This is a genomic window from Stenotrophomonas sp. SrG (genome assembly GCF_050031795.1).
GTDB classification, from domain to species: Bacteria; Pseudomonadota; Gammaproteobacteria; order Xanthomonadales; family Xanthomonadaceae; genus Stenotrophomonas; species Stenotrophomonas rhizophila_A.
On record NZ_JBNBBE010000007.1, the window covers coordinates 179,482 to 205,330 of the forward strand.

General features: G+C 66.5%; 22 protein-coding genes. 11 read left to right on the forward strand and 11 right to left on the reverse strand.

The features are described from left to right. Nucleotides 1-70: 70 nt before the first annotated feature. The 4 genes from ACQG3P_RS09030 to ACQG3P_RS09045 all read left to right on the forward strand — a co-directional run bounded on the left by ACQG3P_RS09030 (nucleotide 71) and on the right by ACQG3P_RS09045 (nucleotide 5,923). Nucleotides 71-3,352: an LAGLIDADG family homing endonuclease gene (locus ACQG3P_RS09030; RefSeq protein ID WP_426804837.1), complete on the forward strand. Its 3,282-nt coding sequence runs from the start codon at nucleotides 71-73 to the stop codon at nucleotides 3,350-3,352. Between the two features lie 181 nt (nucleotides 3,353-3,533). Beyond that, nucleotides 3,534-4,466, forward strand: coding sequence for a histone (locus ACQG3P_RS09035; RefSeq protein ID WP_426804838.1), 933 nt, complete (start codon nucleotides 3,534-3,536; stop codon nucleotides 4,464-4,466). 58 nt (nucleotides 4,467-4,524) lie between these two features. Beyond that, the gene (locus tag ACQG3P_RS09040) at nucleotides 4,525-5,232 is read left to right on the forward strand and encodes an NrdJb (RefSeq protein ID WP_184126120.1); all 708 of its coding nucleotides are present in this window, start codon (nucleotides 4,525-4,527) and stop codon (nucleotides 5,230-5,232) included. A 10-nt stretch (nucleotides 5,233-5,242) separates the two neighbouring features. Then, nucleotides 5,243-5,923: a hypothetical protein gene (locus ACQG3P_RS09045; RefSeq protein WP_426804839.1), complete on the forward strand. Its 681-nt coding sequence runs from the start codon at nucleotides 5,243-5,245 to the stop codon at nucleotides 5,921-5,923. Between the two features lie 48 nt (nucleotides 5,924-5,971). On the opposite strand, the gene ACQG3P_RS09050 is transcribed toward ACQG3P_RS09045, so the two are convergent. After that, a complete protein-coding gene (locus ACQG3P_RS09050) occupies nucleotides 5,972-6,331 on the reverse strand; it encodes a DUF1428 domain-containing protein (protein WP_282248375.1) in 360 nt (119 codons plus the stop codon). 711 nt (nucleotides 6,332-7,042) lie between these two features. Here ACQG3P_RS09050 and ACQG3P_RS09055 point away from each other — a divergent pair. Together ACQG3P_RS09055 and ACQG3P_RS09060 are read left to right on the forward strand one after the other, a co-directional pair. Further along, complete coding sequence (locus tag ACQG3P_RS09055) at nucleotides 7,043-7,615, forward strand: Ax21 family protein (RefSeq protein ID WP_068848647.1); 573 nt, start codon at nucleotides 7,043-7,045, stop codon at nucleotides 7,613-7,615. A 315-nt stretch (nucleotides 7,616-7,930) separates the two neighbouring features. Further along, nucleotides 7,931-8,356 carry an NUDIX domain-containing protein gene (locus ACQG3P_RS09060; protein WP_217537625.1) on the forward strand — a complete coding sequence of 142 codons (426 nt, stop codon included), beginning with the start codon at nucleotides 7,931-7,933 and terminating at the stop codon, nucleotides 8,354-8,356. Between the two features lie 10 nt (nucleotides 8,357-8,366). Here ACQG3P_RS09060 and ACQG3P_RS09065 read toward each other — a convergent pair whose 3' ends face one another. The 6 genes from ACQG3P_RS09065 to ACQG3P_RS09090 are packed head-to-tail and all read right to left on the reverse strand — an operon-like array spanning nucleotide 8,367 to nucleotide 17,153. After that, nucleotides 8,367-9,470: a sugar kinase gene (locus ACQG3P_RS09065; RefSeq protein WP_426804840.1), complete on the reverse strand. Its 1,104-nt coding sequence runs from the start codon at nucleotides 9,468-9,470 to the stop codon at nucleotides 8,367-8,369. After that, nucleotides 9,467-10,648 carry a GDSL-type esterase/lipase family protein gene (locus ACQG3P_RS09070; RefSeq protein ID WP_426804841.1) on the reverse strand — a complete coding sequence of 394 codons (1,182 nt, stop codon included), beginning with the start codon at nucleotides 10,646-10,648 and terminating at the stop codon, nucleotides 9,467-9,469. Before ACQG3P_RS09070 ends, ACQG3P_RS09065 begins: the two co-directional genes overlap by 4 nt. A 29-nt stretch (nucleotides 10,649-10,677) precedes the next feature. Continuing rightward, on the reverse strand, nucleotides 10,678-11,433 hold the full coding sequence (locus ACQG3P_RS09075; RefSeq protein WP_145481097.1) for an SDR family NAD(P)-dependent oxidoreductase: 756 nt from the start codon (nucleotides 11,431-11,433) through the stop codon (nucleotides 10,678-10,680). A gap of 37 nt (nucleotides 11,434-11,470) precedes the next feature. Beyond that, nucleotides 11,471-12,760 carry an MFS transporter gene (locus tag ACQG3P_RS09080; protein ID WP_141236179.1) on the reverse strand — a complete coding sequence of 430 codons (1,290 nt, stop codon included), beginning with the start codon at nucleotides 12,758-12,760 and terminating at the stop codon, nucleotides 11,471-11,473. Beyond that, complete coding sequence (locus tag ACQG3P_RS09085) at nucleotides 12,757-14,994, reverse strand: oligoalginate lyase (RefSeq protein ID WP_426804842.1); 2,238 nt, start codon at nucleotides 14,992-14,994, stop codon at nucleotides 12,757-12,759. The genes ACQG3P_RS09080 and ACQG3P_RS09085 overlap by 4 nt, the downstream gene beginning before the upstream one ends. Next, the gene (locus ACQG3P_RS09090) at nucleotides 14,991-17,153 is read right to left on the reverse strand and encodes a chondroitinase-B domain-containing protein (protein ID WP_426804843.1); all 2,163 of its coding nucleotides are present in this window, start codon (nucleotides 17,151-17,153) and stop codon (nucleotides 14,991-14,993) included. The genes ACQG3P_RS09085 and ACQG3P_RS09090 overlap by 4 nt, the downstream gene beginning before the upstream one ends. A gap of 397 nt (nucleotides 17,154-17,550) precedes the next feature. Here ACQG3P_RS09090 and ACQG3P_RS09095 point away from each other — a divergent pair, with 397 nt between their 5' ends. Continuing rightward, complete coding sequence (locus ACQG3P_RS09095) at nucleotides 17,551-20,439, forward strand: TonB-dependent receptor (protein WP_426804844.1); 2,889 nt, start codon at nucleotides 17,551-17,553, stop codon at nucleotides 20,437-20,439. A gap of 43 nt (nucleotides 20,440-20,482) precedes the next feature. Then, entirely contained in the window at nucleotides 20,483-21,226 is a 744-nt protein-coding gene (locus tag ACQG3P_RS09100) for a FadR/GntR family transcriptional regulator (protein WP_184126111.1), read from the forward strand. A 72-nt stretch (nucleotides 21,227-21,298) separates the two neighbouring features. Here the strand turns inward: ACQG3P_RS09100 and ACQG3P_RS09105 are convergent, their stop codons facing one another. Further along, nucleotides 21,299-21,688 (reverse strand): DUF6165 family protein, encoded by a 390-nt coding sequence (locus ACQG3P_RS09105; protein WP_426804845.1) that lies wholly within the window; start codon nucleotides 21,686-21,688, stop codon nucleotides 21,299-21,301. 216 nt (nucleotides 21,689-21,904) lie between these two features. On the opposite strand from ACQG3P_RS09105, the gene ACQG3P_RS09110 reads away from it, so the two are divergent. After that, nucleotides 21,905-22,570, forward strand: coding sequence for a TorF family putative porin (locus ACQG3P_RS09110; RefSeq protein ID WP_426804869.1), 666 nt, complete (start codon nucleotides 21,905-21,907; stop codon nucleotides 22,568-22,570). Nucleotides 22,571-22,822: 252 nt separating this feature from the next. Here the strand turns inward: ACQG3P_RS09110 and ACQG3P_RS09115 are convergent, their stop codons facing one another. Further along, entirely contained in the window at nucleotides 22,823-23,293 is a 471-nt protein-coding gene (locus ACQG3P_RS09115) for a DUF1456 family protein (RefSeq protein ID WP_210133083.1), read from the reverse strand. A 157-nt stretch (nucleotides 23,294-23,450) separates the two neighbouring features. Between ACQG3P_RS09115 and ACQG3P_RS09120 the strand changes: the two genes are divergently transcribed. Both ACQG3P_RS09120 and ACQG3P_RS09125 read left to right on the forward strand, forming a co-directional pair. Continuing rightward, nucleotides 23,451-23,945 (forward strand): hypothetical protein, encoded by a 495-nt coding sequence (locus ACQG3P_RS09120; protein ID WP_426804846.1) that lies wholly within the window; start codon nucleotides 23,451-23,453, stop codon nucleotides 23,943-23,945. A 71-nt stretch (nucleotides 23,946-24,016) separates the two neighbouring features. Further along, entirely contained in the window at nucleotides 24,017-24,766 is a 750-nt protein-coding gene (locus tag ACQG3P_RS09125; protein WP_093534970.1) for an SDR family NAD(P)-dependent oxidoreductase, read from the forward strand. Here ACQG3P_RS09125 and ACQG3P_RS09130 read toward each other — a convergent pair whose 3' ends face one another. Both ACQG3P_RS09130 and ACQG3P_RS09135 read right to left on the reverse strand, forming a co-directional pair. Continuing rightward, nucleotides 24,767-25,123: a VOC family protein gene (locus ACQG3P_RS09130; protein ID WP_210133085.1), complete on the reverse strand. Its 357-nt coding sequence runs from the start codon at nucleotides 25,121-25,123 to the stop codon at nucleotides 24,767-24,769. Between the two features lie 35 nt (nucleotides 25,124-25,158). Further along, nucleotides 25,159-25,833, reverse strand: coding sequence for an RES domain-containing protein (locus tag ACQG3P_RS09135; protein WP_426804847.1), 675 nt, complete (start codon nucleotides 25,831-25,833; stop codon nucleotides 25,159-25,161). Between the last annotated feature and the right edge of the window lie 16 nt (nucleotides 25,834-25,849).

Here is a 25,849-nt window from a genome sequence, read left to right on the forward strand (position 1 = left end):
CCAGAGTGCCCCAAGGCGTTGGGTACGCCAGCGGGCACACCCGGTGACCACGCGATGGAGCCTGCCTCGAATGCGTACGGTGCAAACGGACGTGATTCCCCCGGAGCTGGCCACCGGCGAAGTGCCGCTGCAGCCGGCATCGCTGGATATCTGGGACAAGAAGTACCGGCTCAAGACCAAGCAGGGCCAGGCGCTGGATGCGGACATCGACGCCACTTACCTGCGCGTGGCGCACGCGCTGGCCGATGCCGAACTCACCGAGGACAAGCGCCGGCACTGGCGCGAGCGCTTCACCTGGGCGCTGCGCCGTGGCGCCATTCCCGCCGGCCGCATCATTTCCAATGCCGGCGCGCAGGCGCACAAGCCGGCCACCAGCACCATCAACTGCACCGTCTCGGGCACGCTGGAAGATTCGATGGACGGCATCCTGCGCAAGGTCCACGAAGCCGGGCTCACCCTCAAGGCCGGCTGCGGCATCGGCTATGAATTCAGCACGCTGCGCCCGCGCGGCGCGTTCGTGGCCGGGGCTGGCGCGCACACCTCCGGCCCGATGTCCTTCATGGATATCTTCGACAAGATGTGTTTCACCATCTCCTCGGCCGGCGGCCGCCGTGGTGCGCAGATGGGCACCTTCGACGTCTCGCACCCGGATGTGCGCGATTTCATCCGGGCCAAGCGCGAAGACGGCCGGCTGCGCCAGTTCAACCTGTCGCTGCTGATCACCGATGGCTTCATGCAGGCCGTGGACAACGACGCCGACTGGCCGCTGGTGTTCCCGCTGAGCCGGCACGAGGCCGGCGAGTTCGACCTGGCTGATCCGGCCGCCGTGCAGTGGCGCGAATGGCCCACCCACCGCGACTACGTGGTCCGCGAAGATGGCCTGGTGGCCTGCCGGGTCTACGGCCAGATCCGCGCCCGGCACCTGTGGGACATGATCATGGTGTCCACCTATGACTACGCCGAACCCGGTTTCATCCTGATCGACCGGGTCAATGAAATGAACAACAACTGGTGGTGCGAGGACATCCGCGCCACCAATCCCTGCGTCACCGCCGATACCTGGGTGCACACCGCCGCCGGGCCGCGCCAGGTGGCCGAGCTGATCGGGAAGGGGTTCCACGTGCGCGTGGAGGGGCAGGACCATGCCACTACCGATGCCGGGTTCTTCCGCACGGCGCGCAAGCCGGTGCTCGCCCTGCAGACCCGCGAAGGCCATCGGCTGCGGCTGACTGCCGACCATCGGGTTCGCCGGGTCACCCACCGCACCCGCTGGGAGGTGCAGAGCGAGTGGTGCGAGGCGGGCCAGCTGCAGGCGGGGGATGAGGTACTGCTGCAGGACCATCGCGCCGCGCCGCACTGGCCGGGTGCACTGGCGCATGAGCAGGGTTACCTGCTGGGGCTGCTGATGGGCGACGGCACGTTGAAAGAGGAAGGCGCTGTGCTCTCGGTGTGGAGCCCAGCGGCAGTGGCCAATGGCGCGCCGGCGACGCCGGCACCCGGAGCGCTCGCGCTGATGGGTGAAGCGCTGCGCTGCGCGAAGACGCTGCCGCACCGGGCCGATTTCACCGGGTGGTCCGAGGTGGGCGGCCGGAGCGAATGGCGCCTGAAGTCCGCGGCATTGCGTGATCTTGCCCAGCAGCTGGGCATGTCCCCCGGTGATAAGCCGATTACCCCGGCGCTGGAAAAACTTTCCAGCGATGCCTGTCGTGGCTTCCTGCGCGGCCTCTTCGACGCCGACGGCAGCGTGCAGGGCAATCAAGGCAAGGGCGTATCCGTGCGGTTGGCGCAGTCTAATCGTCCGCGCCTGGAGGCGGTGCAGCGCATGCTGCTGCGGCTCGGCATTCCCTCCACCCTCTACGCCCGCCGTGAGGCCGGACACGCTGTGCTGCCGGATGGCCGCGGTGGCCAGCGTGCTTACCCCACCCTGGCCCAGTTCGAACTCGTGGTCCGCGGCGAAGGCGTAGCCCGCTACGACGCGCTGATCGGGTTTGCCGATACCGACAAGGCCGCGCGCTTGACCCGGACGCTGGCCGCCTACCGCCGCACGCTCAACCGCAGCCGCTTCTTCGCCACCGTTGAACGCGTGGACCCGGACGGGGTGGAAGACGTCTACGACGTCCAGGTACCTGGCATCCACTGCTTCGACGGCAACGGCCTGCATGCCCATAACTGCGGCGAACAGCCGTTGCCCCCGTATGGCGCGTGCCTGCTCGGCTCGGTCAACCTCACCCGCTTCGTGCGCGACCCGTTCACCGCCCAGGCCCGGTTTGACTGGGACGAATACAAAGAAGTGGTGCGGGTGTTCACCCGCATGCTCGACAACGTGGTGGAGGTCAACGGCCTGCCGCTGGAACAGCAGCGCCAGGAGATCCTGCGCAAGCGCCGGCACGGCATGGGCTTCCTGGGCTTGGGCTCCACCCTGGCCATGCTGCGCATGACCTATGGCGCGCCCGACGCCTGCGACTTCACCGAGGCCATCGCCCGCGAGATGGCCGTGGCGGGGTGGGAAACCGGGCTCAGCCTGGCCCGCGAGAAAGGGCCGGCGCCGATCATGCAGGAGACCTTCGAGGTCACCGCCGCCATGCTGCGCCAGCGCCCGGAAATGGCCGTCGATGGCTGGCGCGCCGGCCAGCAGATCGAGGGCAAGGTGTTGCATGCCCGCTACAGCCGTTACATGCAGCGCATCGCCAGCGTGGCCCCGGAGCTGGTGGAGGAGCTGGCCGAGATCGGCGCCCGCTTCACCCACCACAGTTCCATCGCCCCCACCGGCACCATCAGCCTGTCGCTGGCCAACAACGCCTCCAACGGCATCGAGCCCTCGTTCGCCCACCACTACAGCCGCAACGTGATCCGCGAGGGGCGCAAGAGCAAGGAGAAGGTGGACGTGTTCTCCTACGAACTGCTGGCCTTCCGGCACCTGGTCAACCCGCAGGCCATGCCCTTCGCCGACGAGGATGGTGCCCGCCTGCCGGGCTACTTCATTGCCGCCGACGACATCTCGCCCAAGGCGCACGTGGATGTCCAGGCCGCCGCGCAGAAGTGGGTGGACAGCTCCATTTCCAAGACCGCCAACGTCCCCACCGACTACCCCTACGAGCAGTTCAAGGACATCTACCGCTACGCCCACGCGCAGGGATTGAAGGGCTGCACCACCTTCCGTTTCAACCCCGCCGCGTTCCAGGGCGTGCTGGTCAAGGAGGCCGATCTGGAGAACACCACCTACCGTTTCGAACTCCAGGACGGCGCAGTTGTGGAGGTAAAGGGCAACGAACAGATCGAGTATGACGGCGAATTGCACACCGCCGCGAACCTGTTCGACGCGCTCAAGGAGGGCTATTACGGCAAGTTCTGATTGTGCAGCCGAAGCTGTTTTCAAGTGGTTTCATGCGTGATTCCCGTCCGCGCCGGATTCATGGCGCCGGCCGGGCAAGCACAAAGGCGGCTCACGGGCTGCGACAAGACCGTTCCACGATCGTCCGCGCCGGTATAGCATCGCCAGCGAAATCACTGACTGGCCCCTCAGGAGGCAAAACATGAGCAACGGAAATGGCGTCACCGCGACCCTGTCGCAGGGTGTGGAAACTGTGAAAGAAACCGCCGGTAACGTTGGCGAGACCATCGCCCACACCGCTGAAGAAGTGGTCGCTTCGGTGAAGAAGACCGCCAAGCGCGCGCGCAAGGCTGCCACCACCCAGGTTGCCAAGGTCAAGAAGGCTGTCAAGAAGGCCGAGAAGACCGTCGCCAAGAAGGCTGACAAGGCCGCCAAGTCGGTCGGCAAGAGCCTGGCCACCGCCAAGAAGAAGCTGGAAACCGCCAAGAGCAACGCCAAGGCCGAGGCCGCCGCGCTGACCAAGAAGGTTGCCAAGAAGAAGGCCGCTGCTGAAAAGGCCGTGACCAAGACCACCAAGGCCGCCAAGAAGGTTGCCGGCAAGAAGGTCGCCACCGCCAAGAAGGCCGTGACCAAGAAGACCACCGCCGCCAAGAAGGTCGTGGGCAAGAAGGCTGCCACCGCCAAGAAGGCTGTCGCCAGGAAGTCGGTTGCTGCCAAGAAGGCCGTGACCAAGAAGACCGCCACCGCCAAGAAGGTTGTTGGCAAGAAGGTCGCTACCGCCAAGAAGGCTGTGGCCAAGAAGTCGGCGGCCACCAAGAAGGCCGTGGGCAAAAAGACCGCCACTGCCCGCAAGACCGTTGGCAAGAAGGTCGCTGTCGCCAAGAAGACGGTCGCCCGCAAGTCCGCTGCCACCAAGAAGGCCGTCACCAAGAAGTCCGCCACCGCCCGCAAGACGGTCGGCAAGAAGGTTGCTGTCGCCAAGAAGACCGTGGCCCGCAAGTCGGCCGCCACCAAGAAGGCTGTCGCCAAGAAGACCGCTGTTGCCCGCAAGTCGGTTGCCCGCAAGGCTGCACCGGCCAAGCGCGCCGCCAAGACCGTGGCCCGCAAGGCCCCGGCCAAGCGCGCCCGCAAGTAAGCAGGTAATGCACGGCGCCCGCCCCGCGCGGGCGCCGTGAACACCGAGGAAACGCACCATGGCTGTCAGGATCGATCAGAAGATCACCGGGTATGCCGTCGTCACCCCCGAGGAGACGCGCCAGGCAGCGCCTACCGCCGCCCCGCTCCCGGACGCCGCCAACGACATCGTGCAGATGCACGAGCGCATCGAGCGCCCCGACGTCTTGGTCGGCAACACCTACAAGATCAAATCGCCGATGGTGGAGCACGCCTTCTACGTGACCATCAACGACATCGTGCTCAACCCGGGCACCGAACACGAGCTGCGCCGGCCCTTCGAGGTGTTCATCAACTCCAAGTCGATGGAGCACTTCCAGTGGATCGTGGCGCTTACCCGGATCATGTCTGCCGTATTCCGCAAGGGCGGGGACGTGACCTTCCTGGTCGAGGAAATGAAGGCCGTGTTCGACCCGCGCGGCGGCTACTACAAGATCGGCGGCGCCTACATGCCCTCGCTGGTGGCCGAACTGGGCAGCATCGTCGAACACCACCTCAAGTCGATCGGCCTGCTGCACGACCCGGAGATGAGCGCCGCGCAACGCGCGCTGATCGCCGAAAAGCGCCGCGAGTACGAAGCGCGGGAGAGCGAAGAGCTGGCCATCACCGGCGACGGCGCCAGCTTTCCGCCCAGCGCCAGCATGTGCGAGAAGTGCTTCACCAAGGCACAGGTATTCATGGACGGCTGCGCCACCTGCCTGAATTGTGGGTATTCCAAGTGCGGGTGAGCTGACGCCGATGCGCAACCTGGACTTCAGCTCCTGGCAGGCCATGCTCTCCACCCTGGTCGGGCTGGCGGTCATCACCCTGATCGGCGTGGGCATCCGCCTGGTGTTCATGCAGACCCTGCAGCAGCGCCGCGAGCGCGAGAACCGCCAGATCAACGAGCGGCTGCGCACCCTGATTGCCGCCTACAAGACGCTCGGCGGGTCGTTCACCGGCGCGCTGCATGTCGATCCGCGCCACCTGCGTGACCTGCGCCAGGCACCCGGCGAGGGCGACGAAACGTTGAACCTGCCACTGAGCACCGGCAGCGACCGTGCACGCCGGATCCGCGATGCGGTGGAAGCGGCGCTCTCGGACATCGTGCTGCTGGGCACCGACGACCAGGTGCGGCTGGCCGCACACGCGGCCAACGAACTGGCCGCAGGCCGCGCGGTGCCGACCGCCGAGCTGGTGGTATCGCTGCGCGACTTCATCCGCGAGGCGCTGGACCTGGCGCCCATTCCCGCCAGCGTGGCGATTCCGCGCCAAGGCCCGGCGCGGCCTGCGGCCGGTGGTGCGCGGGGCAAGGCCGAGGCCGGCGACCGCGCCGGGGGCAAGGGCGGCGGCGGTGGTGGCATGGGCGGCATGGGCGGTGGCGGCGCCGGGGTGGGCATGAGCCATGGCCAGGACGACGACAGCAGCCACGCGCGCTGAGCGGGGCGGTGGCTGCCTGGGTCGTCGATTCGCCCGCTACAGCGCCTGCTACTTCTTGAGTTCCACGATCGGTACGAAGCCGCCATAGATCATCCGCTTGCCGTCGAACGGCATGGGATTGTTGGCCGGATCCATGCGCGGGTCTTTCATCATTTTTTCCATCCCTGCATCGCGGGTGGCCTTGTCCGGCCATTCGATCCAGGAGAACACAACCGTCTCATCGTCCTTGGCTTCTACGGAGCGGAAGAAGTCGGTCTGCTTGCCGTGGGTGACGTCATCACCCCAGCACTCCACCACGCGCAGCGCGCCGAATTCCATGAACACCGAATCGCCTTCGTTGGCGTGTTTGATGAACTTGTCTTTGTTGGCGGTAGGTACCGCCAATACGAAACCGTCGATATAGGACATCTGCAGCCTCCGGTAACCGGTGCGCCACGGCGGGCACCTTCAAGGAATACGACGCGTGGGGGCGCGGGAAATCGACAGTGCCTCCACAGCAGGCTGGAGGCGGTGATGATTTCGTTAATCCGACATGTGCAGTCGGAAAATCAAAGGGTTAAGTCGCTGCTGCGCTGCATTGCAGCGAAGCAAGGGTAAGAAAACCCTTAACGACGGTGAGGAACATCCTGATATTCGCGCGCCGCTATCGGCCTCACTATGCAAGCGCCGGGCAGGCCACCCCAAGGGCCCTGCGGTTTGATGCCAGAGCTGCGTCAGCCGGTGCAACACGGAAGATGGACGCGTTAGCCGACTACTCCCCAAGAGCGGCTTCCCCAGCGCGTGACGCCCTGCAAGGGTATCGTCGTGACCGGATTCCCTTCGCCCTGCCGAATCATTTCGGCATGGTTCCAGCGGCGACCTCTCCATCACTTCCATTTCCCTTTATCCCACGCGTTGTAAACGCGAGGTTCATCGTGTGCCGCGAACACACACAGCACACCTGAAAAATGCAGCGCGCGCGTATATGACACGACGCGTCTGAATGGATGCCAAAAATTCGCGTAGCCGAAACCGGCTCACTTCAGGGCGCGTTGTGTCGAATAACGGAGAATTTACATTCCCGATGCAGAAGCCGCTTGTGCCACTGCACGAACGAAACAACAGAAAAGGTGTACCCCCATGAAGACCTCCTTGATTGCCCTGGCGCTCGCCGCCGCTCTGCCGTTCGGCGCTTCGGCCGCTGAAGGCCTGTCCTACAATTACGCCGAAGGCGATTACGTCAAGACCGATGCCGATGGTGGCAAGGCCGACGGTTGGGGTGTGAAGGGTTCGTACGGTTTCCTGCCGAACTTCCATGCGTTTGGTGAATACAACCAGCAGAAGACCGACATCGGCAACTTCAAGGTTGACCAGTGGCGCGTCGGCGTGGGCTACAACCACGAAATCGCCACCAGCACCGACTTCGTGGGCCGCGTTGCCTACAACAAGTTCGACCCGAAGGAAGGCCTGGACTTCAACGGCTACAGCGCTGAAGCCGGTATCCGCACCGCGTTCGGCCAGCACGCTGAAGTCTATGCAATGGCCGGTTACGAGGATTACAGCAAGAAGCACGGCATCAATCCGGATGGCCAGTTCTACGGCCGCCTGGGTGGCCAGGTGAAGTTGAACCAGAACTGGGGCATCAACGGCGATATCAAGATGGATCGCCACGGTGACAAGGAATGGTCGGTCGGCCCGCGCTTCAGCTGGTAAGCGGCGTCTGATCGCTCCGCTGCGTGCCTGACTGGCGCAGCGAAAGGAGGCCCGGCACATGCCGGGCCTTTTTTGTGGGCGCGAAAAGCGTACCGACCAACGGTCGGTACCTACCGCCGCATCCATCGGAAGGCGGCCACCACGGATGGTCGCGGGTCCGAAGCAACGGTTGGCGGCCACCACGGATGGTCGCGGATCCGAAGCATCGGTTGGCGGCCACCACGGATGGTCCCGGGTGCACAGCAGACGGTAGGCGGCCACCGTTGGTGGTCGCGGGCCCGCAGGCGATAATGCCGCCGCCTCCCGGAGAACCTCATGTCCCAGCCGACCCCACTGCAACACCCCCGCGTCGGCTGTGGTGCCGTCATCCAGCGTGCCGATGGTGCCGTCCTGCTGGTCAAGCGCGGGCGTCCGCCCGAGCAGGGCCACTGGGGCCTGCCCGGCGGCAAGGTCGATTGGATGGAGAAGGTGGAAGACACCGTGGTGCGCGAAGTGCTGGAAGAGACCGGCCTGCGCATCGCGTTGGAGCGGCTGCTCTGCGTAGTGGACCATTTCGAGCCGGCGCTGGGCCAGCACTGGGTGGCACCGGTCTACCTGGCGCGCACGCTGGACGACACGCCGGCCGCATCGCTCGAACCCGAAGCAATCCTTGCCGTGGACTGGTTTGCGGCCGACGCGTTGCCCGCCCCCTTGACCCGCTCCGCCACCGAAGGCCTGGCGCGGCTCGCCGAGCCGCGCTGAACCGCGCGCGCTATCGCCGGGCGGCGGCCCCGTCACCGCGCGCCACCGCTTCCACTTCCTCGCGGCTGGTACATGCGGCATCGCCCGGCGTGGACATCGCCAGTGCGCCGTGCGCCGCGCCGAGCTCCACCGCCACCTGTTCGCCCAGGCCTCCCAGCAGGGCATGCACCACCCCCGCCACGAAGGCATCGCCGCCACCCACGCGGTCCAGCAGGTCCACTTCGCGCGCGGAGGAGACGAACAGCGCCTCGCGGTTGCGCAGCGCCCCAGCCCAACCGTTGCGGGCCGCGTTGCTGGCATCGCGCAGGGTGAACGCAACCGCCTGCAGGTTGGGGAACCGTTCCATTGCGCGGAGCGCGGCCGCATCGGCCGGTCCCACATCCATCGGCGTCTCGCGCCGGCCCAGATCGGCAAGGTCCATGCCCAGGCAGGCCGCGAACGAGTACTCATCGCCTATGAGCAGGTCGCACTCGGCGGCGATCGCGCAGTTGGCATGCCGCGCCGCGTCCGGGTCCGGATGGCTGTTCCACAGGCTGGCGCGGTAGTTGAGGTCGTAGGACACCGCCACGCCATGCCGGCGCGCGGCGCGCACGGCAGCGATGGCCGTCTGCGCGCTGCGCTCGGACAACGCGGCGAAGATGCCACCGGTGTGCAGCCAACGCACCCCGTGCACGCCGAACAGCGTGTCCCAGTCGTATTCGTCGGCTTGCAGCTGTGAGGCGGCCGAGTACGCCCGATCGGACACCCCCAGCGGCGCGCGCACGCCGAAGCCGCGCTCGGTGAAGTTCAGCCCCATCCGCGTGTTGCGGCCAATGCCATCGTACTCGCGCCAGAGGATCTGGCTGCTGTCCACGCCGCCGGCCTGGATCAGCTGCTGGGCCAGCAGGCCCAGCTCGTTGCGCGGCAGTGCGGTCAGCACCGCAGTGTCATGGCCGAAGGTACTGCTCAACCCGCGTGCCACGTTGTACTCGCCGCCGCCTTCCCATACCTGGAACTGGCGGGCGTTGCGCACGCGGCCTTCGCCCGGGTCGAACCGCAACATCACTTCACCCAGCGCCATTGCGGCCCAGCGTGGGCTGGCGTGCCGGGCCAGCTGGAACTGCTGCGTGCTCATCGTGCCTTGCACCCGAGCACGGCCAGGTCCACGCCCTCGGCCATGCGCCGGTAGCCTTCATCGTTGGGGTGCAGGAAATCGCGGGTGATGGCTTCCGGCAGGAATTCCGGCTTGGCCGGATCGCGCAGGATCTGGTCGAAGTCGATCAACGCATCGAAGCCACTGCGCCCACCGCGCATCCAGGTGTTGAGCGTGGTACGGGTGCCGGCCGATACGGGTTCGTAGCGGTCAGAGCCGCCGAACGGCGTCATCGTTGCGGCAATGGCGCGGATGCCGTTGCTGTGCAGGCGCTCGGCCACCTGCCGATAGCCCAGCACCATGTCATCGGCGTAGCGGCCGGCCACCGGCGGGGTGCCGCCGTCATGGCGGATATCGTTGATGCCTTCGAACAGGATCACCCGGTTCACATGCGGCAGCGCGATCACATCGCGGTCCAGCCGGGCCAGCGCACTGTGGCTGCGGCCATGGTCCATCACCTTGTTGCCGCTGATGCCGGCGTTGACCAGCACCACCTGGTCCGGGCAGGCCTGCTGCAGGCGGGTGGCCAGCAGCGAGGGCCAATCACCATTGCTGCCGCGCGTGGCAGTGGCACCTTCGGTGATCGAATCGCCCAATGCGACCACCACGATCGGCGTGGTGCTGCGCTCGGCCAGCACCGCCGACACCACGTTCTGCCGGTAGGCCAGCTTCACCTTGTCGGCAACCTCGGCCTGGCGGCCGTCGGCAATGCGCAGCGCGGTGCGCCGCACCGCCGGCTGGGTGGGTTCGGGGAAATACACGGTGAGGGAGACATCAGCCAGCGCCGGCACCGCCATCGGCACCGGGTCGCTGAGCAGCACCGCGCCCACTGGCACGGTGACCTCGCTGCGCCCGTTGAAGGTCACCAGCTTGGCCGGCGTGGCCGTGCCGGTGCGCTGTGCGGTGGCGCCGCCGATATGCAGCGGCGCCACGCCCAGCTCGTTGGTGATGCGGAAGCGCAGCGCGGTGGCCGAGCTGGCCAGGCGCATGTCCTGGCGCACGGTCTGGTTGGCGAACTGCACCGGTGCTTCCGGCGTGCCGTCCTGGCGGTCGGGCGCCGGCGAGGCAGTCCAGGCCGGTACCCAGACCTGGGCCTGGGTGGGCAGCGCCGCGGCGCTGGTGGCAAGTGCAAATGAAAGTGCAGTGATCCAGCGCAGCATGGCGGCCCTCCCAGGCGGTCAGCGGTCTATCAGGAGAAGTAGGTGCCGCCGTTGACGTCGACGTTGGCACCGGTGATGAAGCCGGCGGCATCCGAGGCCAGGTACACGGCGGTGTCGGCCGCTTCCTGCGGGCGGCCCTGGCGGCGCAGCGGGGTGTTGCCGGCCACGGCGGTACGCACTTCCGGCTTGGTGAACTCATCGTGGAAGCGGGTGGCGATCATGCCGCAGCACAGCGCGTTGACGCGGATGCCGCGCGGGCCCAGTTCCTTGGCCATGGCGCGGGTGAAGGTCATCACGGCCGCCTTGGCGGTGGCGTAGATCGACGCGCCGGGGCCACCGCCATCGCGGCCGGCCTGCGAGGCGAAGTTCACGATCGCGCCGCCTTCGGGCATGTGCGGCACCACCGCATGGGTGGTCAGGTAGACCGAGCTCATGTTGAGGTCCATCACCTTGTGGAAGAACGCCGGGTCGATCTCGGCCAGCGGGCGGCGCTGCACCATGCCACCGGCCACGTTCACCAGCACGTCGATCCGTGGCCCGAACGCAGCCTGGGTGGCGGCAACCATGCCGGCCACGGCCTGCGCGTCGGTCACGTCGGCGCGGTGCACGATGGCGGTGCCGCCGGCGGCCTGCACCTGCTGCAGGGTCTCCTGCGCGCTGGCTTCGTCGTTGGCGTAGTTGATGCACACCTTGGCGCCGGCCGCGGCCAGCTTCAGCGAAATCTCACGGCCGATATCGCGGCCGCCACCGGTGACGATCGCCACCTTGTCCTTGAACTGATTCATTTGGTACTCCAGTGATGCGAGGGGGGAAAGGAAAACCTCAGCGGGAAGGCGGCGCGTCGAGCTTCTCGACGCGTCCGGTCACCAGCCACAGGGCAAGCAGGGAAGCGGGCACCAGCGCCGCCACCAGGATGAAAATGGGTGCATAGGAGTCGCGGGTCATCACCGGCACCAGCCAGGTGGTGATCAGCGTGCCGGCCACGGCGGCCATGCCGCCCAGCCCGGCCAGCGAGCCGACCGATTTGCCGTTGAAGATGTCGCCGGGCAGGGTCTGGATGTTGCCGATGGCGATCTGGAAACCGAACAGCACGAAGGCAATGGTCACCACCGCCCACACCGGGTCGGTGGCCAGCACCGCGCCCAGCAGCGCCGGGGCCATGATCGCGCCGCCCAGGGTGATGACCCATTTGCGTGCGCGGTCCACGCTCCAGCCGGCCCCGATCAGCCGCCCGGACAACCAGCCGCCGCCGAGGCTGCCGATCATCGCGCCCACGTACGGCACCCAGGCAAAGATGCCGATCTGCTTGATGTCGAAACCGAAGGTATCGGCCAGGTAGATCGGCAGCCACGACACGAACAGCCACCAGATCGGGTCGATGAAGAAGCGCGTGGTGAGGATGCCCCAGGTCTGCCGGTGGCCCAGCAGCTGGCGCACGTTCGGCACGTATTCGACCTTGGGAACGGCCGGCTGTTCGGCCGGCGCATCCAGGATCAACGCGCGTTCGGCCGCGCTCACCCACGGGTGCTTGTCCGGCCCGGCGCGGTAGATGATCAGCCACGGCAGCAGCCAGACGAACCCGATGGCGCCAATGAGGATGAAGGTGCCGCGCCAGCCCAGCCACAGGAACAGCACTGCGATGAGGGGGGCGGAAATGATGGCGCCGATCGATGCGCCAGCGTTGAACACGCCTTGCGCCAGGGCCCGCTCACGTGCCGGGAACCATTCGGCGTTGGCCTTGACCGCACCGGGCCATGCGCCTGCTTCACTGATGCCGAGCATGGCGCGCACGATGCTGAAGGACAGGATCGAGTGGGTCACCGAATGCAGCGCGATCGAGATCGACCACACCGCAATCGAGAGCGCAAAGCCCATGCGGGTGCCGATGATGTCGAACAGGCGGCCGAACACGAACTGGCCGGCGGCGTAGAACAGCATGAACACCGTGACCAGCAGCGCATAGTCTTCCTTGGTGGCGCCCACGTCCTTGGAAATCTGTGGCCACATCACCGCCAGGGCGTTGCGGTCGATGTAGTTGATCACCGTGGCCACCGCGATCAGCGCCACGATCAGCCAGCGCACGTAAGAACGGGTTCGGGTGCTCACGTTCATTTGCCGCCCTTGCCGGTGGCCGTATCGAAGCGCTTCCAGCCACCGCTCCAGTTCCAGCGTTGGCCGTCGGCGCTCACCTCATGGCTGCCGCCCTTGGACGGGTCATCGGCAATGCCCAGCGCCAGCCGCTGGCCACCGGCCAGGTCCAGTACCAGCACGCTGGCGTCCTTTCCGCGGTAGTGCACCAGCCGGTCGATGCGGCTGTTGGCGCCGCGCACGGTTTCGGCGGTGCCGTCGTACTGGCCATGCGGCTCCAGCACCCCGTAGAAGGTCGTGGACGCCTGGCCATCCACGCGCTGCAGCAGCAGCGGTTCGCGGCGCAGGTTGAAGGAAGGATCGTTCGCACCGCTCTCGCCGATCAACGCCCGCGCCGGCGCGGTGCTGGCGAAGCGGTAGGTGTAGAAGCGCCCATCCAGCAGCCAGGTCAGGCTGCGCGCCTCGGTGCCCGGTTCGCTGGAGGCATCCACCCACACGTGCTGGTAGCCGTTGGCCTTGCCCAGCACCGGGCGCGTGGTCACCGCCGACTGCGCCTTGAAGCCCACGTCCATGATGTGGCCGTTGAAGTGCAGCGGCAGGTCGTAGCGGGCCGGCGTGCTGCCGTCCACGCGCAGCAGGTCCAGCGCCACCGGCTGGCCCAGTGACGGGTGCGCGAGCAGCGCCTGGGTGCGGGTGAAGCTCACCCCGTCATACGCACCCTCCATGCGTGCCGACACGATCTGGGTGTCGTCGGTCACCGCGAACAGCAGCGGGGCAGGGGCCAGCGGCTGGCCCTTCTTCCAGTCGCCGCCGAAGTGGCTCTGCTCGTTCACCACCAGGGTGTTGTGCGCCAGCGTCTGCCGCGCCCAGCTGGTGTTCTCGGGCAGGTAGATGCCACCGGACTTGGCTTCGATGTTGAGGAAGCGGGCGGCGCCGTAGTCGGTGACCACACGCTGGCCGTTGTCGTAGAACAGCCAGTTGAGCTTGTCGAAGTGGCCGTGGCCCATGCCCTGCTTGGTGTTCTTCATCACCAGTGCCTGGCCGTTTTCGCCGCCCATGCGCAGGATGGCCAGCGCGCCTTCGGTGCCGTCCGGGCCATCGCGTAGCAGGGTGGGGACGAAGGCGTAGGGCTTGGCCTTGTCTTCAGCCAGCGCCTTGGCCACCTGCAGCCCTTCGGGAGAGAGCAGCACGCGCTTCTGGCCCTTGGCGACCGACAGCAACCGTGCATCGCCGGTGTTGGCGTACGCGATGTCGATGCCGGCAACCAGCTCTTCGGTGTCCAGGCCCTTGTCCAGGATCGCGTCGTTGATCGGGATGAAGTAGCCGCCGTAGCTGCTCTGTACCAGCGCATCCACCGCCTTGAGCAGCACCCCGTCGCGGCGCTTGAAGATGCCGCGTTCGGGTTCGTTGCGCTGTATCGCGTTGGCGAACAGGATGAAGGGCGCCAGCGCATAGCGCTGGTAGTAAGGGCCCTCTTCGTAATAGCCATCGGGCGAGAACAGCTGGTCCACCTGCTTGAGGAAGCCGGCGTTGCCATCGCGCTTGCTGCCCTTCAGCGCCTGGTCCACCAGCACCGGGTCGCGCAGCACGTAGCCGGTCATGCCGGTGGCGGCCACCGCCCAGGTGGCGTGGTTGTGGATCTTGTCGAAGTTCTCCGGGTTGCCGCTCAGGAACTGCGCCATCGGCCGGAACACGTTGTCGTCGATGGTGCGGCGCTCATCGGCGCTGAGGCTGTCGCGGATCGCGTCGTAACCCTGCACCGCGTTGACCAGCCACACCGAATCATTGAGGGTCTGCCAGAACAGACGCCCCGGAATCTGCCCGCGGCCTTCCGGATGCGCGCCCAGGCCGGGGTACAGCGTGGCGTAGCCGAGGAGTACATCGCGCGCGAAGTTCGCATACGCCTTGTCGCCGGTGAGCCGGTACAGCGCGCCTGCGGCCTGGATGGCCTGGTAATTGCGCTTGTGCTGTTCGTGGGTGTAGCCGCCGCCCTTGTCCTTGGGCACCGGCACATCGATGCCGGCCTTCATCATCGCGCGCACCAGCTTCTCGGCACGGGCCTGTTCCCTGGCGAACATCGGGTAGCCCGCGCCATCGCGGCGCATCTGCTCCCACTGGGCGGCGGTGACCAGCACCGGTGCGCTGCTGGCTTCGGCACCGCGCGTGGCGGCGTTGGGCGCCTGGGCGTGCGCGGCGGGCAGCGCGGCGGCGCTGAAGGTGGCCGCCAGCAGCAGCATCAGGGGCGTGGAACGCGTCATGGCAAAGTCTCGGCTGGGGTATCGGACTGCAGCGCCGCCGTAGCGGTGAACGTGGTGTTGCGCAGGCGCAGGTGCGGCTCGCCTGTCTGGTGGGTGAAATGCACCCGGCCGCTGCGCAGCCAGGTGGTGTCGCTCAGGTGGGCCTGCTGCACGCCGTGCAGGCGCAGGCTGGTGTCGCCCACGTTGCCCACCTGTTCCAGGTGGCTGCCGCGCAGCTCGAACGCCGGCCCGAAGGTGCTCTCATCGGTGCCGCCGCGGTACAGGTTCACCAGCGGGCCACCGATGCGCTGGAAGATCGAATCGACAATCTCCACCGTTTCGGCGTTGTAGGTGCCCAGGTCGTCGGTCTCGGCGGCGGCGGCGATCACGCTGCCGCTGATGTCGTTCACCGTCACGCCGTGCAGCCGGATCAACGCGGCGAACGTGCCCTTGCCGGTGTTGATCACATCAAAGGCCTTGTTGCTGCTTAGGTCGTGGATGCGGCTGTTGGCGATCTCCAGCGTGTAGTCGAAGGCCTGGCTGCCCGGCGGTACCCGGATCACCGCATTGCCGGCCGCATCCGGCGCCAAGCTGCCGTCGATCTCCAGTCCGGCCAGGCGCAGCGAGCCGCCGGGGCGGATCTCGAACAGCGACGGTCGTGAGAAACGCAGCGTGGCCTTGCCCTTGGCCGGGCCGATCACGCTCAGCGGATGGTTTATCGCCAGCACCTGGCTGATGCGGTAGTCACCGGGCTGCAGCTGCAGGCGGTCGCCCGCGGCGCTGGCCGCCACGGCGGTCACCAGGGTGTCTTCGCCCGGCGCGACGCGATGCGCGCGGCCGCTGTCCAACGCGGTCTGGGTGATTTGTTTGGGATACCACGCCACGCCGACCTGTTCGCGCGGCACCGGCGCCAGGTCGCGCGGTGCGCCCACCTCAATACCGGCCGGCGGATACAGCAGGCCGTTGGCCGCGCGCTGCAGGGTGAGGCTGCGGCCCTGCACGCCGTTGGGGAAACCGGGCGACGCCGCCGGGCTCTGCACGTTGCCACTGAAGGCAATGCCGGCAAGGTCGCCCTGCGTGCGCAGCAGCTCGCCGCTGCCATCGCCGACGAACAGGTTGTCGGCGATCTTGCTGCGCACCGGCATCGCGTTGCGCTCCTCGTCCAGCCCGGCGCCGAGGAACAGGTAGCGCGCCTGCACGAAGCTGTTGTGGCTGATCAGCGCGTTGTCCACCTGCTCATAGCGGTTGAGTGGCGCATCGCGGGTGCCGGCCATCACCGCCAGGGCCGAGGCAAAGCCATCGCCGGCCACGCCTTCGAAATAGTTGTCGCGCACGATCTGGTCGCGGTTGATCACCCGCACCCCACCGGTATGGGGTTTGCCGTTGCCCAGGAAGATGTTGCGCTCCACCACGTTGCCGTGGCCGTGGCGCAGCACCATCGAGCCGCGCGATTCCTTGAACACGTTGCCGCGGTAGAGGTTGCCACCGGATTTGTTGGAGACGATCTCCACCTCGCCATCGCAGTGCTCGAACCAGTTGTTCTCCACCACCGTGTTGGAGGCCGACTGCGAATCGTGGCTGGTGCCCACCCGGATGGTCTCGCCGCCGTTGCTGCCCAGGTTGGGGCGCGGACCGAACCAGTTGTGGTCGATGCGGTGGCGGTTATCCAACCCGCTGGTGGCATTGCGCACCACCACCAGGGTGGTGCCGGCGTTGGTCTTGCCCACCAGCTGGTTGTGGTCGAAGCGATTGAACTTGCCGTACATCGCCACCCAGTTGTCGGACTGGGCGCGGTCGGGCTTGTTGTAGCCATCAATCACGATGCCGGTGACCCGGCTGTGCTCGGCCCAGGCCTTGGAGGAGCTGCGGAAGCTCACCACCTCACCACCCGGCGCCCAGCCATCGCGGAAGATCAGGTTGGACACTTCCAGATAGGCCCCGGCCAGCCGCAGCTGCGATTGCCCGCTCAGGATCACCTTGCCGGGCGTCTGCGCGGTCAGACGAATTGGTTGACCAATTGTGCCGGTACCCGTCAGCAGAAGATCCACATCCCGCCACGTCCCATCGGCCAGAACGATGGTATCTCCGGGTTTCAGGCCCTTCGCAGCGGCAGCGTACCCAGCGGCGTCATGCACCAGATACTCGGCCGACCAGGCAACGCCAGGCAGGAGCGCCAGCACGGTAGCGGCGGTTCCCAAACGCCGGCCAGTAAGGCCGATCGGCCCCATAACGCATGGACCCCACCGAAACCAACGCTGTACCGCCCTACTCATACCCACATCTTGTTGCTGTGCCACAGGTTAACCCTCCCAGATCACCATGGACCCCAACGCGAGTCCGGATGGTAACAGCCTCGACCGCAACGACGTCAACCACAATCACATACCACTTTAGCCGCAGCTGGTAAGCCATTTGCGCAAATATCTGCTGCATCCGCACATAAAACTTGTTGTAACTGGCCTAGGTGCATCACCGGGGTAGACTTTAGTACCAATTAATTGACATTGGTCCTCCAACCGTGAATCTTCCGGATCGAATCTGTGTAGTCGGACGATCCATCCTGGGAGGGAGATCACGATGTTGCATGACCGCCGTACGGCCTCGCCACGAGGCTTCCGCCACACCGCGCTGCACAGCGCGCTGTTCTATGCCCTGTGCGCCACCGCGGCCCTGCCGCTGGCCCACGCACAGGACGCCGCCCCGGCCACCGCGCCGGCGCAGGCCACCACCCTTGACCAGGTCCAGGTGACCGGGACCCGCGGCACCATCCAGACCTCGATCGACAAGAAGCGCGACGAGACCGTGGTCTCCGACGTGCTGTCGGCCGAAGACATCGGCGACCTGCCGGCGCTGTCCATCGGCGAAGCCATCGAAACCATTACCGGCGCCTCCACCCACCGCGAGAAGGGCGGCGCCTCGGAAATCTCGATCCGTGGCCTGGGCCCGTTCCTGGGCTCGTCCACCTTCAACGGCCGCGAGGCCACCAACGGCAGCGGCGACCGCTCGGTGAATTTCAACCAGTTCCCCTCGGAGCTGATCAACACCGTGGCCATCTACAAGACCCAGCGCGCCGACTTCGTCGAAGGCGGCACCGCCGGCACCGTCAACATGGAAACCGTCAAGCCGCTCGAGTACGGCAAGCGCACCTTCCAGCTGGACGGGCGCGGCACCTGGCAGGAATACGACGACCGGCTCAAGGATGGCGACGGCGTGGGCTGGCGCGGTACCGCCAGCTACATCGACCAGTTCGATTTCAGTGGCGGCGGCAAGCTCGGCGTTTCGCTCGGCCTGCAGGCGCTGGAAGGCAGCAACCCCGAAGAATTGTTCTCCAGCAGCACCACCTGGGCGGCCTGCGATGGCCGCGAAGTGGTGGGCGCCACCCGCAACTGCACCCAGGTCAACGGCAACGACGTGGCCAACGGCGTGCCGTATTACCTGGTGCCCGGCAGCCGCCTGTATCGCCAGTTCATCGAACACGACAAGCGCGATTCGCAGTTCGGCGCGCTGCAGTGGCGGCCCAACGACGCGGTGGAAGTGAACCTGGATTACCAGCACTCCAAGCGCGACTACACCGAAGACCGTTCGGACCTCACGCTGTCGTCGATGATGCGCAACATCAACAATCGCGTGGTCACCGACGACGGCGCGCTGCTCAGCCACACCGGCAGCACCACCATCGATTCCACCGGCAACTTCCTGGAACGCAACGAGGAATACACCGGCGGCGGGTTCAACGTGATCGTGCGGCCCAGCGCGGCGTGGATGTTCTCCACGGATCTGTCCTACTCCAACACCCAGCGTTCGCAGATCGAGCGCTCCACCCGCCTGCGCGCCGGTCGTACCGACGTCAACGGCAGGCCGGTGGCCGGCATCAAGAACACCCGCTATGTCGACTACACCTACGACTACAGCGGCGATGTGCCCAGCATCTACCTCGATCCGGCGTTCGATGTGAACAACCCGGACAACTTCACTGATTCAGCCCTGATCCGCCGCCGTCAGCAGGACCGCGAACACACCATCCGCGCCGGCCGCTTCGATGCGGCGTTCACCCCGGAAAGCGGCTTCTTCACCGCGCTCAAGGGTGGCCTGCGCCGTTCCGAAGCGACCTACACCGACTTCACCGACACCGTGGATGTCACCACCACCAATGTCGCCGCGATCCGCGCCGCCAACCAGGCCTGCCGCCAGGCCTTCCCGCAGGATGATTTCCTGGCCAACGCCAGCGGCAACACGATCGACCAGTGGGCGACCTTCGACAGCCGCTGTCTGTTCAAGGCCTTCACCGGCGTGGACGACACCGGCCTCAGCGCGGACCTGCGCGACCCGGCCAACAACGATGTGACCGAGAAAACCAGCGCCATCTACCTGATGGGCGACTACAGCAGCGAGTGGTTCGGCGTGCCGGTCACCGGCAACATCGGCGTGCGCTGGGTGCACACCGACGTGCGTTCGATGGGCCTGCGCAGCGGGCTGGACGTGGTCAACAACCCCGACGGCACCGTGACCCTGCGACCCACCGGCGATTTCACCCGGCAGGTGCTCAAGGCCAGCAACAACGAATGGCTGCCCAGCTTCAACGCCGCCTTCGAACTGCGCCCGGACCTGCTGCTGCGCGTGGGTGCCTACCGCGCGATGTCGCGCCCGGACCTCGCCGCGCTCGGCTACGGCCGCAGCTTCAACCTGGATGAAGTGGATACCGAATTCGGCAGCGTGGCCGATGCACTGGGCAACATCACCGCCACCGGCAACCCGCGCGCCACCCCCCTGATGTCGTGGAATGCCGATGTCTCGCTGGAGTGGTACGCCAACGCCGATTCCATGCTGTCCACCGCCGTGTACTACAAGCAGTTCAACGGTGGCTCGGTGCCGGTGGTGGTGGGCGAGAACTTCGACATCGACGGGGTGAGCGTCACCGTGCCGGTGGAGCAGTTGGCCACCAGCGACCAGAAGAGCGACCTGATCGGCTTCGAGCTCACCGGCTCGCACAGCTTCTCCTACCTGCCGGGCATCTTCGCCGGGCTGGGCGTGAAGGCCAGCTACAACTACGCCCATTCCAACTTCAAGACCGAAGACCTGCGGCTGGGCGAGTCCACCGACCCGGGTACCGGCATCGTCACCCCGGGCATCGTGGAGCCGGCCAACATCTTCGGCCTGTCCAAGCACGTCGCCTCGGCGCAGGTGTACTGGGGCCTGGGCAAGCTGGACCTGCAGGCCATCTACAAGTACCGCTCCGATTACTACCAGCAGTTCGTGGGCGACCCGGCGCAGAACCGCTACGTGCGCGACAATGGCTCGCTGGACTTCCGCGCCACCTACAAGGTGAACAAGCACCTGTCGGTATCGCTGTCGGCCAGCAACCTCACGGACGAGCCGCGGGTGTCGGATATGCCCATCCTGGGCAGCTTCCGCGAGTACACCACCTACGGCCGGCGGTATTATCTGGGGGTACGCTACCGTTTCTAAGCGCAACTCCGGTTCCCAGCCACCGTACAGCCAGGCCTTGAAGATGTCCGAACCCCGCCTTTACCAGTCCATTGCCGCTGAAATCGTCGCGCTGATCGAGAAGGGCGAATTCCCGCCCGGCTCGCGCCTGCCCGGCGAACGCGACCTGGCCGAACGGCTGGGGGTAAGCCGGGTCACGGTGCGCGAAGCGGAAATCGCCCTGGAGGCGCAGGGCCTGATCACCATCAAGACCGGCTCGGGCGTGTACGTGAAGGCACGTCCGGCGGCCGCCCCTGGCGCGCTGCCGGATGTATCGGCGTTCGACCTCACCGCCGCCCGTGCGGTGATCGAAGCCGAGGCGGCGGCCATGGCCGCCAGCCGCATCACCGATGCGGAAGTGGAAATGCTGGAAGGGCTGATTGCGGCAATGACCGACCCGACCTCGAGCGAGGCGGCCGCCAGCGAGGCCGACCGCCAGTTCCACCTCGCCATTGCGCGCATTGCCGGCAACCCGGTGGTGGAGCACTGCGTGCAGCTGATCTGGCGCATGCGCAACGAGTTGCCGCGGGTGCGCCAGGTGTATGCCAACGTGTGCCACAACGACGGCGACACCCGCAACGACGAACACACCGCCATCCTCGATGGCCTGCGCCTGCGCGACCCCGGCGCGGCGCGCACGGCAATGCGCAATCACTTCCAGCGGCTGTTCGAATCCATGCTGGAAGCCACGGAAAATGAAGCGCTGGCGGAGATCCGCCGGCGCACCCAGCAGGACCGCGAACGGTTTTTGGCCGCTACCGCCCGTTGAGGGATCCAGCCACGCAGGGCGTGGCTCTACGGGATGCGCGCGGTAGAGCCACGCCCTGCGTGGCTGGCGCAATCACTCCCCCTGATACTGCTTCTCTTCCACCAGCTGTGACCCGGCAATCCGGTTGATCTCGTTCTTCACCCTCACCCGCTCGCCGTTGGTGCCATACACCCCTCGCGCGAGCTGGATGAACTGATCATCGAACACCTGCGCCGCTTCCTTGTCGCGCAGCTGGTCCTGGATGTCCCACATCCGCACGTTGATGGCCTTGAGCTGGGTCTTCAGCGCCTCCAGCCCCGGCTGCGCGGACAGCTGTTCCTGCCACAGCGGCAGCAGCCCCTCCAGTTCGGTGCGCACGTTGGCCACCTTGCCGGCATCGGTGATGCGTTCGGCCTTGATTTCCAGGATGGTGATCTTGTCGATCAGTTCGCCAATCGATACCGGGGTCAGGATCGCGTCCACGCGTTTCTCGCTGCAGGTCAGTCAGGGCCGCCATGATAGCGCGGGCCGCCTGAAGGCCTGGTGGGCAGCTTTTACGCCGAATTTGCGCGCCCCGCCGCTGCGGCGCATGGCGCCTTTACGGCCACGCTCACCACACTGTGCGCTTCAACGGCGCGGCCGTTTTCAGGAGTGGTGGACGTGGTGGCAAAGCAGGAAACAGGGCGCGCACTGCGCCGGATGAGCGGACTGGTACTTGGCCTGGCGCTCAGTGGCTCGGCGCTCGCGGGCGTGGACGGTAGCGCCACGCTGACCTCCGATTACGTCTGGCGCGGCAGCTCGCAGACGATGGAAGATCCCACCGTGCAGGCCGGGGTCAAGCTCAGCAGCGAATCGGGCTGGTATGCCTCGGTGTGGGGCTCCGGCGTGTCGTTCGAACCGGATGCCGGTGCACGCAGCGAGTTCGACATCGTCGCCGGCTGGAGCGGCGCGCTGGCACCGGACTGGGCGCTGGACGTCAACCTCACCCATTACCTCTACCCGTCCACTAACGTGGACCTGGACTGGACCGAGCTCAACAGCACGCTGACCTGGAAGGAGCGCTACTGGGTGAGCGTCGGTGTTTCCGACGATGCCCTGGCCAGCGGCCGCACCGGCACGTATGCCCAGCTGGGCGCTCGCCTGCCGCTGGGCGAGCAGTGGCGCATCGAAGGCGCGGTGGGCCAGTACTGGCTCGACAGCGCGTACGCCGACGATTACCTGCACGGCCAGCTCAGCGCCATCTGGAAGGTGCATGGCCCGTGGGAGCTGCGCCTGACCGCCCACGACACCGACCGCGCCGCCAAGCGCCTGTTCGGCAGCAACGCCGGCTCCCGCGTGGAATTCGCGATCCAGACAACGTTCTGAGGTGCGGGCGGTGATTGAAACCGCACCGTTTCGCCAGCGGTCATGCCTTACCGGGGTACCCACCCGCGCGTGCGGTCGATAGGGATGCGACCCTACCGGCGTCGCCCATGCCGCATCGCCAATGCGCACCGACCAGGGCCGGTGCGCAAAAACCTGACCGTCGGCGCGCCGGGAGGGTAGGGTCGGTTCCCAAACGACCGCCGATAGGGTCCATCAGCGCATTGACGCATGGACCCCAATCGAAGCAGCGCCTTACGCTGGACGAACGCGCAGCGTCAAACCCTTCAGGAAATTACGCAGCAGCTGATCGCCGCACGCGCGGAAATTCTTATGATCCGGCTGCCGGAACAACGCCGACAGCTCCGGCTTCGAGACCGGGAACCCCGCGCTCTCGAAGATCGAATGCATGTCCACATCCTTCAGCTCGAAGGCCACCCGCAGCTTCTTCAGCACCAGGTTGTTGGTGATGCGCTTTTCCACCGGGCGCAACGGCTGGCTTTCATCGCGGCCGCGGAACTGCACGATCAGCCCATCCAGGAAGTGCGCCAGCGTGCGGTCATCGCAGGCCACGAACCCTTCCTCGTCTTCCTTGCGCAGCCAACCGGGCACATCGGCCTTGTCCACCACGAAGGCCGGGTCGGCCAGGGCACAGATTTCCGCAATCTTTCCGTCGCTCAGGTCGAGCATGTAACGGATGCTGCGCAGTACATCGTTGTTGATCATGAGACGTCCAATACCGCCGACGCGGCTGCGTGGCTGGCCGCCATTTTACCCCCACCCGCCGCCGGGCCCCGAAACGGCCGGTTGCGGCTGTCATCTGGCTGCCATGAAAGTGAAGCACAGTGCGCTCCTCAGGCATCAACAGGCAGTGGAGCAGGCAATGCGCAGGTGGCAGGTTCTGGCGGGTGTGGGCATGGTCTGGCTGGCCGCGGCGGCCTCGGCCCAGGCCCCGTATGTGGCGATCGAACAGCGCGTGGACCCGCAGCAGCTGGCCGACGTGGGGCTCACCCCCGCCCAGCTGCAGACCCTGAACCGCCTGCTGCGCGAGGCCGACGCCCGCGCCCCGGCGCCGGCTCCGGTGGTTGCCGAGGCAGCCCCGGCACCGCTGCCCGGCGCGCCCACCCCGGCCCCGATGTTCCCCGGCCTGGACGACGGCCCTATCCATGCCAGCGTCGCCGGCCAGGTCGATGGCTGGCAGCCGGGCACCGTGTTCACCCTGGACAACGGCCAGCAGTGGCAGGTGCTCAAGGGGGAAATGAAGCTCAAGGCCAGCCGCAGCAACCCGCCCATAGTGGTGGTGCCGGGCATTGCCGGGCGCTGGTTCCTGCAGGTGGACGAAGACCTGCCCAAGGCCCGGGTGTTCCGCATCCGCTGATTCCGCCAGCGCCCGCCAACACAGTGCGGCGCAGGGTGCGAAAATGGTCGGGAATCCCACGGAGACCCCCGATGACCCGTACCGCTCTGATTACCGGCGCCACTTCCGGCTTTGGCGCCGCCGCCGTCCATCGTTTCGCCCAGGCCGGCTGGCGGGTCATCGCCACCGGGCGCCGTGCCGAACGGCTGCAGCCGCTGGTCGATGCTTACGGCCCCGAGCGCGTACATGCGGCGGTCTTCGACGTGCGCGACAACGCCGCGATGGAAGCGGCCCTGGCCGCGCTGCCGGCCGGTTTCGCCGACATCGACCTGCTGGTCAACAACGCCGGCCTGGCCCAGGGCACCGCCCCGGCCCAGAGCGCTTCGCTGGAAGACTGGCGCACCATGATCGACACCAACGTCACCGCGCTGGTCACGCTCACCCACCGCCTGCTGCCGCAGCTGGTGGCGCGCAAGGGCGCCATCATCAACATCAGCTCGGTGGCCGGCGTGTACCCCTACCCGGGCGGCAACGCCTACGGCGGCACCAAGGCCTTCGTCAGCCAGTTCTCGCTGGGCCTGCGCTCGGACCTGCACGGCACCGGCGTGCGCGTGACCACCATCGAACCGGGCATGGCTGAAACCGAATTCACCCTGGTCCGCACCCACGGCAACCAGGCCGCCTCGGACACGCTCTACACCGGCGCCAACCCGATGACCGCCGAGGACATCGCCGAGCAGATCTTCTGGGTGGCCAACCTGCCGGCGCACCTGAACATCAACCGCCTCGAACTGATGCCGGTCAGCCAGTCGTTTGCCGGCTTCCAGGTCGCCCGCGACTGATCAGGCCGCCGTCCATACCGCGAGCTCATACCCATCGGGGTCGCGGAAATGAAACCGGCGCCCGCCCGGGAAGTCGAAGGCCGGCGTGGAAATGGCCGCACCGGCCTTTTCCACCCGCGCCTGCGTGGCGTCGAGGTCATCGGCATACAGGATCACCAGCGGCCCGCCAGCGCGTACCGGCCCATCGGTGGTGAAGCCACCGCGCAGGCGGCCGTCGTTGAATTCGGTGTAGCCCGGGCCGTAATCGGTGAAGGTCCAACCGAACACCTCGCCGTAGAACGCCTTGCTGCGCGCGATGTCAGCCACGTTGAATTCGATGTTGTCGATGCGGTGGTTGTTGCCGTCTGAGCTGCCCATGCGTGTTCCGTACTGAGGGATAGGTGGATACCGTATCAAACCCCGCTGTCATTGATCACGTGGGTCGGTAGGGTGTTGAGCGGTGTCCACTCGAACTTGTGCCTGCCCAGCGCTGCCTGGATGAGTGCCATTCCCGCCGGAGTATCCAAGGACTGGGAAGCGCCAACGTGTTCCCACCCAGACGGAGCGCCGTGCCGGTGATAGGACAGATACACCGTCGAATCTTCAAACTGGCGTGACTTCCAGCTCAACATCGGCATGTCCTCGATCGGAGGTGTCAGGCCCAGCAAGCAGGCATGCAGTTCGGCCGCCTCCACATGGGTGGCGGTGTGATCAGGTGTGGTGGTCAGGAACTTGACTGCCTGCACAGCCGCGCTGTCTCCATCAGGAAACAAGTGCTGCAGGCCGGGGCGACTGAGCGGCAACAGCCTGGATCGGGCCGCCTTGAAGCGAACCCGCGATACAACCTGACCCTTGAGCTTGGCGGTAGGGAACTCGCACAGGCCTTTGCGTCCGATCACCGTGTAACGCAATAACGCTTCCCACAGCGCCCCTTCAAGCGAATCAGCCGCATAGAACATGGCATGGGTGCCCGGCAGCGCGAAGCGAGCCCTGCTCGCAGGATTGGGCAGGGCTGCATCAAACACGCCTGGGTGAACCCGATAAAGCTCCCCGGTAGGGGGCTCGAACCAAACCGGTTCGTCGGTCAACCAAGGTGTGCCACCC

Bases quoted from the DNA above. Each gene is read 5' to 3' on its own strand.
- ACQG3P_RS09030 (WP_426804837.1), top strand. From the start codon at position 71: ATGCGTACGGTGCAAACGGACGTGATTCCCCCGGAGCTGGCCACCGGC.
- ACQG3P_RS09035 (WP_426804838.1), top strand. From the start codon at position 3,534: ATGAGCAACGGAAATGGCGTCACCGCGACCCTGTCGCAGGGTGTGGAA.
- ACQG3P_RS09040 (WP_184126120.1), top strand. From the start codon at position 4,525: ATGGCTGTCAGGATCGATCAGAAGATCACCGGGTATGCCGTCGTCACC.
- ACQG3P_RS09045 (WP_426804839.1), top strand. From the start codon at position 5,243: ATGCGCAACCTGGACTTCAGCTCCTGGCAGGCCATGCTCTCCACCCTG.
- ACQG3P_RS09050 (WP_282248375.1), bottom strand. From the start codon at position 6,331: ATGTCCTATATCGACGGTTTCGTATTGGCGGTACCTACCGCCAACAAA.
- ACQG3P_RS09055 (WP_068848647.1), top strand. From the start codon at position 7,043: ATGAAGACCTCCTTGATTGCCCTGGCGCTCGCCGCCGCTCTGCCGTTC.
- ACQG3P_RS09060 (WP_217537625.1), top strand. From the start codon at position 7,931: ATGTCCCAGCCGACCCCACTGCAACACCCCCGCGTCGGCTGTGGTGCC.
- ACQG3P_RS09065 (WP_426804840.1), bottom strand. From the start codon at position 9,470: ATGAGCACGCAGCAGTTCCAGCTGGCCCGGCACGCCAGCCCACGCTGG.
- ACQG3P_RS09070 (WP_426804841.1), bottom strand. From the start codon at position 10,648: ATGCTGCGCTGGATCACTGCACTTTCATTTGCACTTGCCACCAGCGCC.
- ACQG3P_RS09075 (WP_145481097.1), bottom strand. From the start codon at position 11,433: ATGAATCAGTTCAAGGACAAGGTGGCGATCGTCACCGGTGGCGGCCGC.
- ACQG3P_RS09080 (WP_141236179.1), bottom strand. From the start codon at position 12,760: ATGAACGTGAGCACCCGAACCCGTTCTTACGTGCGCTGGCTGATCGTG.
- ACQG3P_RS09085 (WP_426804842.1), bottom strand. From the start codon at position 14,994: ATGACGCGTTCCACGCCCCTGATGCTGCTGCTGGCGGCCACCTTCAGC.
- ACQG3P_RS09095 (WP_426804844.1), top strand. From the start codon at position 17,551: ATGTTGCATGACCGCCGTACGGCCTCGCCACGAGGCTTCCGCCACACC.
- ACQG3P_RS09100 (WP_184126111.1), top strand. From the start codon at position 20,483: ATGTCCGAACCCCGCCTTTACCAGTCCATTGCCGCTGAAATCGTCGCG.
- ACQG3P_RS09110 (WP_426804869.1), top strand. From the start codon at position 21,905: ATGAGCGGACTGGTACTTGGCCTGGCGCTCAGTGGCTCGGCGCTCGCG.
- ACQG3P_RS09115 (WP_210133083.1), bottom strand. From the start codon at position 23,293: ATGATCAACAACGATGTACTGCGCAGCATCCGTTACATGCTCGACCTG.
- ACQG3P_RS09120 (WP_426804846.1), top strand. From the start codon at position 23,451: ATGCGCAGGTGGCAGGTTCTGGCGGGTGTGGGCATGGTCTGGCTGGCC.
- ACQG3P_RS09125 (WP_093534970.1), top strand. From the start codon at position 24,017: ATGACCCGTACCGCTCTGATTACCGGCGCCACTTCCGGCTTTGGCGCC.
- ACQG3P_RS09130 (WP_210133085.1), bottom strand. From the start codon at position 25,123: ATGGGCAGCTCAGACGGCAACAACCACCGCATCGACAACATCGAATTC.